Below are 13419 nucleotides of genomic sequence, written 5' to 3'. Positions count from 1 at the left end.
ATGTTAAATGCCGGTGAGAAATGGACAAGACCTATCAACAATTCGGGACAAACTATGATGCAGTTGTCTATCCATTTCCCCGGGCGCTTAGATAAGGTGATGAGCCTTTGATTAAACTGACACAGATTTCTGAACGCCCTCTAGATTTAATTGAAAAGCTGCTAAAATAAATCATACTTTGTCTTAGCAAGGCACATTCATCGCCAAGCCGCCTGTTGAGGTTTCGCGATATTTTTCATTCATATCCTTGCCGGTTTCATACATGGTCTTAATCACTTCATCTAAAGAGACGACCGGCTTGCTTCTACGCATCAGAGACATCCGCGCGGCATTGACCGCTTTAACGGCTGACACCGCATTACGCTCGATACAAGGCACTTGCACCTGTCCTGCCACCGGATCGCAGGTTAGGCCCAAATGATGCTCCATAGCGATTTCTGCCGCCTCGCAGACTTGTTCGGCAGTTCCGCCTTGCAAATCCGTCAATCCGGCAGCCGCCATAGAACAAGCCACGCCTACTTCTCCTTGGCAACCCACTTCCGCGCCCGAAATAGAAGCGTTCATTTTGTAAAGGCTGCCGATAGCGCTGCAAGTCAGTAAATAACGGGTGATTTTATCTTCATCAAGCGGATGCACAAAGCGTTCATAATAAGCCAAAACCGCCGGCACAATACCGCAAGCTCCATTCGTCGGCGCGGTTACCACACGCCCGCCGGCGGCATTTTCTTCATTCACCGCCATCGCCACCATATTCAGCCAATCAATCAAAAACATCGGATCTTTGCTTAAATTATCGCCGGCATCTTCCAATTGGCGATGCAGCTGCGCAGCACGGCGCGGAATGCGCAATTTACCGGGCAAAACGCCTTCATGTTCCAAACCGCGCGCAATACAATCGCGCATTACGCCCCAGACTTCTTGACAGTAATCGCGCACCACCGCCTCTTGATGCAATGCGCTTTCATTGCGCAGCATTACTGTCGATAAACGCAAATTCTCCTTTTCGCAATGCGCCAGCAAATCGGCCGCATTTCTATAAGGATAAGGCACCGGCAAATCTTCTTGCCCTAAAGCGGTGCTGAAATCTTCCTCTTCAACGACAAAACCGCCGCCGATAGAATAGTAATTTTTCTCCAACAGCAGCGTATCTTGCGCATCAAAAGCCTGCAAAGTCATTCCGTTTTCATGCAAAGACAAACGCGTTTTATGGAAAATAAAATCTTTTTCCGTATCCAAAGCAATCGGACTGCGATCAGGCTGCGCAACCGCTTTATTCGCCCGAATATCCGCTATCAATTGCGGCATTTTGTCGGTATCTACAGTTTTCGGATCTTCTCCCGCCAAACCTGCCAAAATAGCGCCGTCCGTACCGTGCCCAATCCCTGTCAAAGATAAAGAACCATAAACATGCACGGCAAAACGCGCTGTTTGCGCATAACAATCCGCCGCTTTTAATGCCTGCAAAAACAAACCGGCAGCCTTCATCGGCCCTACGGTATGCGAACTGGACGGTCCGATACCGATTTTAAACATTTCAGATATACTAATCATGCTTCACTCTCCGTTTACCACTGCTGATAACGTAAATTGTAAAATGTTAGCAAGAAATTTCAAAGATAAATCATTAGCAATGAAATGAATTGCTTATCATGCCATTGACAAGCATTCCTATTTGAAATAGAATAACAATTCCTTTTAATCTTAAATAGGTATTCATCATGTTGAAAACACAAACAAAAGTTTTACTTACTGCCTTGCTTGCCGCGTGCGCGATTCCAAGCCTTGCCGCCGATAAACTCAAAGTCGCCACCACTTTCACGATTATCGCGGATATGGCGCAAAATGTTGCCGGCGAACACGCGCAAGTCGTATCCATCACCAAACCCGGTGCGGAAATTCATGACTACGAACCCACGCCGAAAGACCTTGCCACCGCCCAAGATGCGCAATTGATTTTGTGGAACGGCATGGGATTGGAACGTTGGTTTGAAAAATTCTTCAGCAATATTAAAGGTGCGGAATCCGTCAATGTTTCAGAAGGCATCACGCCGATTGCCATCAGCAGCGGCGAATACGAAGGCAAACCCAATCCGCATGCGTGGATGTCTGCCAGCAATGCCAAAATCTATGTGGACAACATCGCTGCCGCTTTAATCAAAGCAGACCCTGAAAACAAAGCGCATTACGAAGCCAATGCCCAAGCCTATAAAGCGAAAATTGAGGAAATCGAGAGCAAAAGCCGCGAAGCGATTGCCAAGATTCCCGAAGCGCAACGTTGGTTAGTCAGCAGCGAAGGCGCATTCTCTTATTGGACGGCGGATTTCGGCTTTAAAGAAGCCTATTTATGGCCGATTAATGCCGAACAGCAAGGCAGTCCGCAGCAAGTGGCGGCTTTGATTAAAACCGTGAAAGCGGAAAACATTCCGGTCGTCTTCAGCGAAAGCACCATTTCTGACGAGCCTATCAAACAAGTGGCAAAAGAAACTGGCGCGGCATACGGCGGCGTCTTGTATGTGGATTCATTATCCGAACCGGATGGCGTAACCCCTACCTATTTGGATTTATTGGACGTTACCACTTCAACCATCATCAAAGCCTTCCAAGAACAGGCAAAATAAGCCGCGGGCAAGAGAAAGCCGCCTTTGTGCGGCTTTTTAATTGATTGATATTCAGGCATACGGCACCGATTTATTTTGGCTAATCGAATATATGATTCTAATATCAGACTGAAAGCCGCTTTATATTGATATAAACTACTTAAGATTTTTGTGCATAAAATATAATAGACAGAATGCTTAAACTAGGATTTTTCCCGCACAGCAATAAACCTCTTGCTCCTAGGCAAGAAACTTATTTATATCAATCATTATTTGCTTTTGGTGGATTATTATCTTTATCATTGATATTCACCTGTTTAACATTCTCATACGCTAATACCGCCTTTTTAAAAGGATTATTTATTGATAACACCATATGGAACCTCTTGATTTTCGGCACGCTTTCTATGATTTGCTATCGTTTTACTTATCAATTGTTTCCAATATATCGCATTAACCAACATGCCATGCGAGCTTACGGCAAAACGCAAAATCAGCCTTGGCAATTGATCGCCATACCAAGCACTCAATTAAGCCATTTACAAGCCGAGGATAACTTATTCAAATTTCTCATTAAAATTATTGTAAAATATTGCGTTTATCAAATGAGAGGAAGCCATCCGGCAATAAAAAATTACGATGCTGAAGCAGCAATCGGTATTCTTTTCCCCGCAATCTCGGTCATAATTGGCGGCAAAGCGCGGCAGTGGATACTGACACGCAGTCCTTGGATCATCAAAAATGCCGCAGGAGAGTATTTTTTACTTGCCGCCGCCATTGCTGACACTGCATTACCGCTTGTGTTAAATGAAGAACTTGAAATCATCGGTTTATCCGCTATTGAACGCGAACAGCTGAAAAAGCAGTTGTCCGAGCAATTAAGCGCCCAAGGCTTTAGCAAATCCTCTCTGTCTGAATTAAGTGCGCAAACAGGCAGGCGCGATTAAAGCTTTTTCGTTATCATATGCCCATCATCATAAGGACAATACATGACTTCGCTCCCTGTTTCGCTATATGCGGATAATATCCGCGTAACCTATGCCAATGGGCATACCGCGCTGCATGAGGTTTCTTTTCATCTCTCAGGCGGCAGTGTCTGCGCGCTGATCGGTATGAACGGCAGCGGTAAATCCACTCTTTTTAACAGCATCATGGGTATTATCCGCCCGCAAACAGGGCAAATTTTGCTTAGTGGTATGCCGTCCAAGCAAGCGGTGAAATGCAATGGCGTCGCCTATGTGCCGCAGGCGGATAATATCGACTGGCATTTTCCGATAGTCGTCAGTGATGTGGTCATGCAGGGGCGCTACGGACATATGGGCATGCTGCGCCGCCCTTCTTCCCAAGACAGAGAGATTTGCCAAGAAGCCATGCAACGCTTAGGCATTGCCGCATTAGGCAATCGACAAATCGGCGAATTATCCGGCGGACAGAAAAAGCGCGTATTTTTGGCGCGCGCCTTGGCGCAAGAAAGCCGCCTGATTTTGCTCGACGAACCCTTTACCGGCGTGGATATTCAAACCGAGCAGGCGATTATGCAGCTCTTGCAGGAACTGCGTAGCGCGGGCTATCTGATTTTAATCTCCACGCATAATCTAGGCAGCGTGCCGGATTATTGCAATGAAGTGATTATGCTCAATAAAAGCATTATTGCTCAAGGCAATATCGCCGACACCTACAACCGCGAAAACCTTGAACGCACCTTCGGCGGCATTTTGCACCATTTACACATCGGCGATATCGCTAAAGAAGCCGCCCATGCTTGAATTGCTGCTCGAGCCTTTCAGTTTCGGCTATATGCGCCATGCCATGTTCGCCTCCAGCATCGTGGGTGGCATTTGCGCTCTGCTGTCGGTATTTTTGCTGCTCAAACGCTGGTCATTAATCGGCGATGCGCTTTCTCATGCCGTCGTGCCGGGAGTAGCGGGTGCTTATGCCTTGGGGCTGCCTTACAGTTTAGGCGCGTTTTTTACCGGCTTTTTAGCCGCCGCCGCAATTTTAGGCTTGGGGCGTATTCCCAAATTCAAACAAGATGCCGTCATCGGCTTAGTTTTTAGCAGTTTTTTTGCCGCCGGCTTGCTACTGATTTCGCTCAAACCCACCGCCATCAATATCTCCGCCGTCATATACGGCAATATTCTCGCCATCAGCGATGCAGATTTATGGCAAATTAGCGCCATTTCCCTGTTTACGCTGATATTTATTATCTGCAAATGGCGCGATTTCCAACTGTTCTTTTTTGACGAAACCCAAGCCATTACCGCGGGGCTCGCCGTAAAAACGCTCAAAATCCTCTTCTTCGCCCTGCTATCCGCCGCCATTGTCGCTTCCCTGCAAACTGTCGGCGCAATCTTAGTCATCTCTCTCATGATTACACCGGGAGCGACTGCCTATTTCTTAAGCGACCGCCTTAGTCGCGTACTCATCATTGCCGCCTTTTTAGGCATCAGCACCTGCTTCTGCGGCAGTTATCTCAGCTATTTCGTCAATCTGCCCACCGGCGCGCTGATTGTGGCTTTGCAAAGCCTGCTCTTTGCCCTCGCCTTCTTAGCCGCGCCGAAATACGGACTGCTCGCCCAACGCCGCCATCAGAGACAACCATGAATTTTCTGCTCGAACCCCTGCAATATCCCTTTATGCAACAAGCCCTCATCATGGCAATCGTCATTGCCGTGGTCTGCGCCCTGCTGTCTTGCTTTTTAGTGCTCAAAGGCTGGGCATTGCTCGGCGATGCCATCTCGCATGCCGTATTGCCGGGTATCGTTCTCGCTTCCCTGCTAAACATTCCCCTTGCCATCGGCGCATTCGCCGCCGCCGTTGCTTGCACACAGGCAAGCAGCTTCATTGAAAGACACAGCCGCCTCAAACAGGACGCCGTGCTGGGCATCGCCTTTACCAGCCTGTTTGCGCTCGGCTTATTGCTCTATCATGCCGGCAGCAAAGGACAACATCTCATGCACATCCTCTTCGGCAATATTCTCGGCATCGAAAGCGTCAGTCGCTACCAAGTTTGGGCTATTGCCGCCGTCGTCTGCAGCGTGTTTGCGCTTAAATGGCGGGATTTCCTGCTCTATGTTTTTGACGAACACCAAGCCCGCCTCAGCGGTCTGTGCATTCCCTGCCTGCAACACAGCCTCTTGATTTTGCTTGCCCTTACCTGCGTTGCCGCCATGCAGGCGGTAGGCGTTGTCTTAGTTGTCGCCATGCTCATCGCCCCCGCCTTGACCGCACAACTTTTATGCAAACGCTTCGCCCCCCTATTGCTGTGCGCCTGTATCAGCTCCGTGCTTGCCGCCGTCTGCGGCGTTATCATCAGCTATCATCTGGATGCGGCGACCGGCGCCTGTATTGTCTTATGCCAAAGCAGCGGCTTTATCGCTGCCCTTTGCTTTAATGCCCTGCGCCAGTCGCGCTACCGCCGTTTAAAGCAATCGCAAAACGACGCTGCTTCAGCATAGGCAAACGTTCGCGCACCGCCGCTAAATGCGCTTTATCGACTTCCGCGCACAATAAACCTTCTTCCTGCCCAAGCTGCGCGCGCACCATGCCCAGCGCATCGACAAATAAGGAATGCCCGATGCGGTTGCCGCCGCACATATCTGCGCCCAATACATACACGCCGTTTTCCAAAGCGCGTGCCGCGCAGAGTAATTGCCAGTAATATTCCTTATCCGCGCCGGCAAACCACGCCGCCGGTAGCAAAATAACATCCGCGCCCTGCTCGGCTAAAGCACGCGCCGTTTCGGGAAAGCGCAGGTCATAGCACGTCATCACGCCGAATGTGATGCCCTCGCAGTCAAAAACAGGCGGCAAATCTTCGCCTTGTGCAATCCGCTCACTTTCCTGCACCGCAAAAGCATCATACAAATGCAATTTGCGATAAGTCCCTAATAATCGCCCTGCTTGCAGCACAACCGCCGTATTAAAAGCCCGTCCCTGCGGCGCCGGCTCAAACATACCCGCGACAATCGTCAACCCGTATTCCTGCGATAAATCCGCCAACAGCGAAACAAATTCGCCGTCTAAAGATTGCGTCATTGTCGCCTCGCTTTCTTCGGCACGCAGAAACATCGCCGCCTCCGGCAATAACAATAGTTTTGCGCCGGCTTGGGCGGCAAGGCTTGCGCTGTGTCGGCAAATGCGCAGATTGCGCGCATAATCGTTTCCGCCCGCCATTTGATACGCTGCTATTTTCATTCTTCCCTCCTTATGCAGAACGCCAGCATAAACCTTGAAATCTCTAGCGACAAGCCCATAATCCCTTATAATCGTCTTTTTTGATTATCTTGTCAGCCATGAGTAAAAAATCCTATCCCATTACCCCCGCCGTTCGTTTTCTACGCGAGCATCAGATTGCTTATGAAGCGCATCTTTATGATTATGAAGAACACGGCGGCACGGCGCGCTGCGCACAAGAATTACATGTTGACGAACATTGCGTGATTAAAACGATTATTTTGCAAGATGATAAAAAACAGGGGCTGATTATGCTCATGCACGGCGATAAAGAAATCTCCACCCGCCAATTGGCGCGCATTATCGGTGCACGCCATATCGAGCCTGCCAGCCCAGCCCAAGCTAATAAATGGAGCGGCTATTTAGTCGGCGGCACCAGTCCTTTTGCCTGCAAAAGCGCGCTGCCTGTTTATGTGGAAAGCAGCATTTTGGATTTAGACACCATTTACATCAACGGCGGCAAACGCGGCTTTTTAGTCGCCATCACGGCTAAGGATTTGCAGGTGTTGCAGCCGCAGGCGGTAGAAGCTGCCGCATAGCCGCCCAATAAATACCGATTACATGAATGCTGCTTAAAGGTAGCCACTATCTTTATCAAAAATTCTTTTACCTGAAAATGACTTTTTTGTTAGACTAATCCTGTTAAAATTTCATTTTTTATTACATAAACAAACAGGAGTTCCACTTGATAACACAGCAACCTGCGCCCGAGAACGTGCAAAACTCGGAACTGCTGACCACCCAGTCATTCGCAACGAATTTCCGCGGCTTAGTTATTACCGTCATTGCCGCCGTCGCCGCCTACGCTTTCTATCTGTGGCTGAAAAGCCCTACAGGTGCAGGCTATGAACTCAATGCCAGTAAAGGACTAGCGGTGCTGCTCTTTGTCGCCATCATGTGGTTTACCGAAGCCGTACATATCACGATTACTGCCCTCATGGTGCCCGTGCTTGCCGCCACCCTCAAATTCCCCGACACCAACATCAAAACCGCCTTAGCCGGCTTTGCCGATCCCACGATTTATATCTTCTTCGGCGGCTTTGCTTTGGCGGCGGCACTGCATATTCAAAAACTCGACCGCAAAATCGCCATTTGGATTTTATCGCTCTCGCGCGGCAATATGCTTATCGCCGTTCTGCTTCTCTTCGGCGTAACCGCCTTTTTATCGATGTGGATCAGCAACACCGCCACTGCAGCCATGATGCTGCCCTTGGCACTCGGCATGATGGCGCATTTAGACCGCGGTAAAGAACGCAAAACCTTTGTTTTCGTGCTGCTCGGCATCGCCTACTGCGCCAGTATCGGCGGCTTGGGCACATTAGTCGGCTCGCCGCCGAACATGATTGCCGCAAAATCCCTAGGGCTGGATTTCTACGGCTGGATGAAAATGGGCATACCGATGATGCTCCTCATTCTGCCGCTGATGGTATTTTCGCTCTATGCGCTGCTCAAACCCAATCTCAAAGAAAAAGTCTCGATTCAAGAAGAAAACATCCCTTGGACGCTGCACCGCATCATTGCCATGCTCATCTTTATCTGCACCGCCGGCGCATGGATATTGAGCAGCAAAATCAAAGCGCATTTCGGCATCGCCAATCCCGATACCGTCATCGCGCTTGCCGCCGCCATTGCCGTCATCGTCTTCGGCACCTGCCGCTGGAAAGACATCACCAATAACACCGACTGGGGCGTACTCCTGCTCTTCGGCGGCGGTCTCAGCCTCAGTGCCCTATTGCAAAGCACCGGTGCCTCTGCTGCCTTAGGCAAGCAAATGGCGGAAACCTTCGGCGGCACACATCCGCTTGTCATCATACTCGCCGTATCCGCCTTTATTATCTTCCTCACCGAATTTACCAGCAACACCGCTTCCGCCGCCCTGCTCGTGCCGGTCTTCGCCGGCATTGCCGCACAAATGGGCATGCCCAAAGAAGTCCTCGTCTTTGTAATCGGCATCGGCGCTTCCTGTGCCTTCATGCTGCCGGTTGCCACACCGCCGAATGCCATCGTCTTCGGCAGCGGACTGATTGAGCAAAAAGAAATGCTCAGCGTCGGCTTACTGCTGAACATACTCTGCGTACTGCTTGTCGGACTGTGGGCATATTTCGTATTAATGTAAATACATGCGCCATCGATTGATGGCGTATTTTTTTGGAGAAACAAAATGAAAACACAATTTCGCATCGCCGCCATCGCCGGCGACGGCATCGGCAAAGAAGTCCTGCCCGAAGGCATCAAAGCCCTTGAAAAAGCCGTACAAGGCACAGGCATCCAACTCGACATTCAGTATTTTGACTGGGCAAGCTGCGACTATTACCTCGCACACGGCAGCATGATGCCGGAAAACTGGGCGGAAATCCTCCGCCCCTTCGACGCCATCTACTTCGGCGCCGTCGGCGACCCCGAACGCGTTCCCGACCACATCTCCCTATGGGGCTCACTCATCAAATTCCGCCGCGAATTCGACCAATACGCCAACATCCGCCCTGTCCGCCTCTTTGAAGGCGTACGCTGCCCTCTCGCCAACAAACAAGCCGGCGACATCGACTTCATCATCGTGCGCGAAAACACCGAAGGCGAATACAGCAGCATCGGCGGACGCGCCTACAGCGGCGAAAACGAAATCGCCCTTCAGCAAGCCATCTTTTCGCGCAAACGCTGCGACCACATCCTAGACTATGCCTTTGCACTGGCGCAAAAACGCCCGCGCAAACAACTCACCGCCGCCACAAAATCCAACGGCATCTCCATCAGCATGCCCTTCTGGGACGAACGCACAGCCGCCGTCGCGCACAACTACCCCGACGTTACATGGGACAAACAGCACATTGACGCCCTTGCCGCGCAATTTGTCCTCAAACCCGAACGCTTCGACGTCGTCGTCGCCTCCAACCTCTTCGGCGACATCTTATCCGATTTAGGACCGGCCTGCGTCGGCACGCTGGGACTGGCGGCATCTGCCAACCTCAACCCCGAACGCCGATTCCCCTCATTATTTGAACCCGTACACGGCTCCGCCCCCGACATCTATGGCAAAAACATCGCCAACCCCATCGCCATGATATGGTCGGGTGCCCTGATGCTGGAATTCTTTGCCGAAGAAAACCCCGCCGCGGTACAAGCCGCCGCCCGCATCATGAAAGCAATTGAAGAAACGCTGAAAAGCGACTGCAAAACCCCCGATCTTGGCGGCAGCGCCAGCACCCAAACACTCGGCAACGCCATCGCCCCGCCATTTAAAGCAAATAAAGCAAAGCCTCATGCCAAAAGCATGAGGCTGAAAGCTTCAAATAGTCCTTCTTTCAGAAAGTTTGTGAATAATCACATCTATCATAATTGCCCGGAAAGGCGAAAATATTTCTCCATCACTAAAAGACTCAACAAACGCTCCTTATCTTTATCCATAAATTGCTGCATCCACATCTGCGCATTATGAATAATCTCTAAAGCCGCCTCTGGGTGACTCTCGAAATAATCCAATTTTTCTTCTATATCGGCATAATCATCGCGTAACAATACATAATGCACATTAGGTTCTAATGCCCCCTCCATCAGCCAAGTTTCATAACGCGGCCTACACATAAAGCAAAGAGAATTGGAATAAAAAATCCATTTTAAATTAGTCGCGACATCATTACCTTCAATACTTAAAATATATTTATAGTCTAATTGCTCAGGAATCGTTAAATAAGAACCATGATAAGCTTTATCACGCGATTTTTCATGCACACAAGCCACATCCAAACGCGGCAAATGATGATAACGCTCTAAAAAATCTAAGCGATGCGCCTGATGTGCCGCACCGCGCCATAACAACATAGGCTTTTTCTTTTTAAAAGGCATATGATCGGGCAGAACATAAAAATGCCGAACACTATCTAACTTCAATAAAATAGAATTCTCATTTCCCTGATTCATAATAGGACGACTTTTGACAAAACTTGGTACTTCCGGCACATGAATAACATCGCCAAACTCATAATTAAATCCATTATTCTCAGGAAAATAATGCAATAAAGGCGCTAAATCATAATAATAAGCGGAGGGCTTTTGACGAGGAAAATTGCCGCAATAAGCATCAGGATTATCTATATAAAAACTTGAATTCAAGCGATGATAATAATCACAACGCGATAAAATATGTACTCTCTCATCATCTGTTAATTTTTCCATATCTGCCAATACGTTTTTATAATCCTTTCCTAACAGAAAATTCGGCATCAATTCTAAACCCGCACGCGAAAAATAAAACGCAAATTTATGCAGACGACGATGATAACGACCTAATTTTTTAGCCAATAATGAATTCATATCAATTACACCCAATCTAAAGCATAAAACAAAGCAATTAAAGGCGCTACTACAAGCAAAGAAGCAGCCGTCGTAATGGCAATAATATTCGCCGCCGCCACCGCATTGCCGCCCAAAGCCTTTGCCATAATATAGCCGGCATTTGCCGCCGGCACGGCGCCCATCAGGCATAAAATCGCCAAATCGCGCCCTGTCAAACCCAGTAATAAGCCGCAGCATAAAAAGCATAAGGGCGATACCAGCAAACGTCCCACACTTGCCCAAACCGCCATTTTTCCGGCACCGAAAATGCCGCGCAAATCAAAAGCCGCGCCAATGCTGATCAGGGATAAAGGTAGGGTCAAGCGGGTAAACAAATCGCCGAAAGAAAACACTGCTTTCGGTAATGGAACATGCAAAATTTTTAAGAAAAAACCGCATAAAATGGCGATAATTAGCGGATTTTGCAGCATCTTTTTCAATAGCTGCCTCATGCTTTGCAATGCGGAAAGCCCCGCCTGCTGCTGCATGGCTTTGTTCAGACAAATTACGCTTAATACATTGAGCTCCAGAGCAATCGCGCCTGCTAAAATACCTCCGACTTCGCGCCCGTAATCACCATACGCTTGAATAACAAATGCCAAACCTAAAATCGCCAAATTACCGCGGAAAACGCCCTGCACAAATACACCGCGATCCGCAGGAGAGGCAATCATTTTATTAGCAATCAAACTACTTCCTAAATACAGCAAATAAGTAGCCAAATAACCTGCCGCCACCAAACGCCATTGCGACATCAGACTTTCTTGGCTTTTCAAAATGCTGAAAAATAATAAACCGGGAATTCCGTAACGATACAATAAGGCATTCACATCCCGCAAAAACTGTTCACGAATTTGACCGCTCATTCGCAACCAACGACCTATCCAAATCAAAGCAATCAAAGGAAAAATAATATTTCCTGCAAATAACATGCCTTGCCAAAAATCTTCTAACATATTTTTTCACATATCATTTATATAAAAACACCAATATCAAAATAAAAACCTACAAAACATTGACAAACTTTTAGCGTTATGAATATCCAGCTAATAACTTAAAAACACCTTATCATAAGCATAAACTCAATAAGATTTAATATTTTTCATTACTAATTTTATAGATGTTTAATTGTAACACAGGCTTCCTACGAGGATGATTCATGGTTTTGCCGGTACCCATCTCCCCATTGAGATTTCAACACACGCATCCCTGCGGGGTGCGGCAATAAGCTGGTAAGCTCACTAGCAGCAGGAGTATGTTTCAACACACGCATCCCTGCGGGGTGCGGCCGGCTCTAGCGCCACAATCTGCCCGCCGCTTTTGTGTTTCAACACACGCACCCCTACGGGGTGCGACTCAAGACTGCCCATACCCTGCGAGAGTAGAGCAGTGTTCCAACACACGCACCCCTACGGGGTGCGACACCCCGTCCTGCGCAGCGGCGACATTAGCCGCCGTTTCAACACACGCACCCCTACGGGGTGCGACCAACGAGCCTTATTGTTACTGCCACCACTGCGCCGTTTCAACACACGCACCCCTACGGGGTGCGACGAGACAGCAGTCCCCAAATAACGTTCCAATACTCGTTTCAACACACGCACCCCTACGGGGTGCGACCTAAATTTTTATGCTCGAATTGTGCGTCAATTCTTGTTTCAACACACGCACCCCTACGGGGTGCGACCAATTGACCGCGTGCAAAGTCTTTTAAGTTTTCAGGTTTCAACACACGCACCCCTACGGGGTGCGACGGCAGCTGATACGCCGGATAATCCCGCTGCGCCTAGTTTCAACACACGCACCCCTACGGGGTGCGACGCATAAGCATTAAATAAATTATCAATTTCAGCCTGTTTCAACACACGCACCCCTACGGGGTGCGACTTTGAACAAGCAGGATTTAGCACTGCTTGGCAAGTGTTTCAACACACGCACCCCTACGGGGTGCGACTGAAGAGTTGCGCAAAACACGACTGGAATTAGAAGTTTCAACACACGCACCCCTACGGGGTGCGACGCGCAGCAGCAGCAAAATGACGACCTCCAGTCCTGTTTCAACACACGCACCCCTACGGGGTGCGACATTAGATGTCAGCCCTGATGAGGCATTGGATTTGTTTCAACACACGCACCCCTACGGGGTGCGACCTATTATGACGCGACCACAAAAGAGGTGCTGGGCGTTTCAACACACGCTCCCCTACGGGGTGCGACTAGTAATGTGCGCTATCCGCTACTTGGGTCTCTAGTTTCA

General features: G+C 48.9%; 11 protein-coding genes, 1 pseudogene and 1 CRISPR repeat array. Of the genes and pseudogenes, 8 read left to right on the top strand and 4 right to left on the bottom strand.

What is annotated here, in order from left to right:
• Positions 1 to 183 precede the first annotated feature (183 nt).
• Positions 184 to 1551 (bottom strand): L-serine ammonia-lyase, encoded by a 1368-nt coding sequence (locus ACJHVI_RS03750; RefSeq protein WP_483183287.1) that lies wholly within the window; start codon positions 1549 to 1551, stop codon positions 184 to 186.
• 167 nt (positions 1552 to 1718) lie between these two features.
• Between ACJHVI_RS03750 and ACJHVI_RS03745 the strand changes: the two genes are divergently transcribed.
• The 5 genes from ACJHVI_RS03745 (at position 1719) to ACJHVI_RS03725 (ending at position 6055) form a co-directional block, all read left to right on the top strand.
• Positions 1719 to 2618, top strand: a complete 900-nt coding sequence (locus ACJHVI_RS03745) for a metal ABC transporter substrate-binding protein (protein WP_483183286.1) — start codon at positions 1719 to 1721, stop codon at positions 2616 to 2618.
• A gap of 173 nt (positions 2619 to 2791) precedes the next feature.
• Positions 2792 to 3544 carry a hypothetical protein gene (locus tag ACJHVI_RS03740; RefSeq protein WP_483183285.1) on the top strand — a complete coding sequence of 251 codons (753 nt, stop codon included), beginning with the start codon at positions 2792 to 2794 and terminating at the stop codon, positions 3542 to 3544.
• Between the two features lie 42 nt (positions 3545 to 3586).
• Positions 3587 to 4363 carry a metal ABC transporter ATP-binding protein gene (locus ACJHVI_RS03735; RefSeq protein ID WP_483183284.1) on the top strand — a complete coding sequence of 259 codons (777 nt, stop codon included), beginning with the start codon at positions 3587 to 3589 and terminating at the stop codon, positions 4361 to 4363.
• Complete coding sequence (locus tag ACJHVI_RS03730) at positions 4356 to 5201, top strand: metal ABC transporter permease (RefSeq protein ID WP_483183283.1); 846 nt, start codon at positions 4356 to 4358, stop codon at positions 5199 to 5201. The genes ACJHVI_RS03735 and ACJHVI_RS03730 overlap by 8 nt, the downstream gene beginning before the upstream one ends.
• Positions 5198 to 6055 (top strand): metal ABC transporter permease, encoded by an 858-nt coding sequence (locus ACJHVI_RS03725; protein ID WP_483183282.1) that lies wholly within the window; start codon positions 5198 to 5200, stop codon positions 6053 to 6055. Before ACJHVI_RS03730 ends, ACJHVI_RS03725 begins: the two co-directional genes overlap by 4 nt.
• Here the strand turns inward: ACJHVI_RS03725 and ACJHVI_RS03720 are convergent.
• On the bottom strand, positions 5988 to 6794 hold the full coding sequence (locus ACJHVI_RS03720; protein WP_483183281.1) for a carbon-nitrogen hydrolase family protein: 807 nt from the start codon (positions 6792 to 6794) through the stop codon (positions 5988 to 5990). The genes ACJHVI_RS03725 and ACJHVI_RS03720 overlap by 68 nt on opposite strands.
• A 98-nt stretch (positions 6795 to 6892) precedes the next feature.
• On the opposite strand from ACJHVI_RS03720, the gene ybaK reads away from it, so the two are divergent.
• The 3 genes and pseudogenes from ybaK to ACJHVI_RS03705 all read left to right on the top strand — a co-directional run.
• Positions 6893 to 7372 carry a Cys-tRNA(Pro) deacylase gene (gene ybaK, locus ACJHVI_RS03715; RefSeq protein ID WP_483183280.1) on the top strand — a complete coding sequence of 160 codons (480 nt, stop codon included), beginning with the start codon at positions 6893 to 6895 and terminating at the stop codon, positions 7370 to 7372.
• 146 nt (positions 7373 to 7518) lie between these two features.
• Entirely contained in the window at positions 7519 to 8949 is a 1431-nt protein-coding gene (locus ACJHVI_RS03710; protein WP_483183279.1) for an SLC13 family permease, read from the top strand.
• A gap of 45 nt (positions 8950 to 8994) precedes the next feature.
• Positions 8995 to 10059, top strand: a pseudogene (locus tag ACJHVI_RS03705) (tartrate dehydrogenase); the annotation flags it as partial.
• A gap of 101 nt (positions 10060 to 10160) precedes the next feature.
• Here the strand turns inward: ACJHVI_RS03705 and ACJHVI_RS03700 are convergent.
• Positions 10161 to 11141 (bottom strand): glycosyl transferase family 90, encoded by a 981-nt coding sequence (locus ACJHVI_RS03700; RefSeq protein WP_483183278.1) that lies wholly within the window; start codon positions 11139 to 11141, stop codon positions 10161 to 10163.
• A gap of 5 nt (positions 11142 to 11146) precedes the next feature.
• On the bottom strand, positions 11147 to 12118 hold the full coding sequence (locus ACJHVI_RS03695; RefSeq protein WP_483183277.1) for an AEC family transporter: 972 nt from the start codon (positions 12116 to 12118) through the stop codon (positions 11147 to 11149).
• Between the two features lie 235 nt (positions 12119 to 12353).
• Positions 12354 to 13379: direct repeats of the CRISPR family, unit length 32 nt; unit sequence GTTTCAACACACGCACCCCTACGGGGTGCGAC.
• Positions 13380 to 13419 lie beyond the last annotated feature (40 nt).

Source organism: Suttonella sp., from assembly GCF_056855035.1.
This window is presented reverse-complemented; position numbering and strand designations above follow the sequence as displayed.

Excerpts from the sequence above, each read along its gene's own strand:
- ACJHVI_RS03750 (WP_483183287.1), bottom strand. The coding sequence starts at position 1,551 with ATGATTAGTATATCTGAAATGTTTAAAATCGGTATCGGACCGTCCAGT.
- ACJHVI_RS03745 (WP_483183286.1), top strand. The coding sequence starts at position 1,719 with ATGTTGAAAACACAAACAAAAGTTTTACTTACTGCCTTGCTTGCCGCG.
- ACJHVI_RS03740 (WP_483183285.1), top strand. The coding sequence starts at position 2,792 with ATGCTTAAACTAGGATTTTTCCCGCACAGCAATAAACCTCTTGCTCCT.
- ACJHVI_RS03735 (WP_483183284.1), top strand. The coding sequence starts at position 3,587 with ATGACTTCGCTCCCTGTTTCGCTATATGCGGATAATATCCGCGTAACC.
- ACJHVI_RS03730 (WP_483183283.1), top strand. The coding sequence starts at position 4,356 with ATGCTTGAATTGCTGCTCGAGCCTTTCAGTTTCGGCTATATGCGCCAT.
- ACJHVI_RS03725 (WP_483183282.1), top strand. The coding sequence starts at position 5,198 with ATGAATTTTCTGCTCGAACCCCTGCAATATCCCTTTATGCAACAAGCC.
- ACJHVI_RS03720 (WP_483183281.1), bottom strand. The coding sequence starts at position 6,794 with ATGAAAATAGCAGCGTATCAAATGGCGGGCGGAAACGATTATGCGCGC.
- ybaK (WP_483183280.1), top strand. The coding sequence starts at position 6,893 with ATGAGTAAAAAATCCTATCCCATTACCCCCGCCGTTCGTTTTCTACGC.
- ACJHVI_RS03700 (WP_483183278.1), bottom strand. The coding sequence starts at position 11,141 with ATGAATTCATTATTGGCTAAAAAATTAGGTCGTTATCATCGTCGTCTG.
- ACJHVI_RS03695 (WP_483183277.1), bottom strand. The coding sequence starts at position 12,118 with ATGTTAGAAGATTTTTGGCAAGGCATGTTATTTGCAGGAAATATTATT.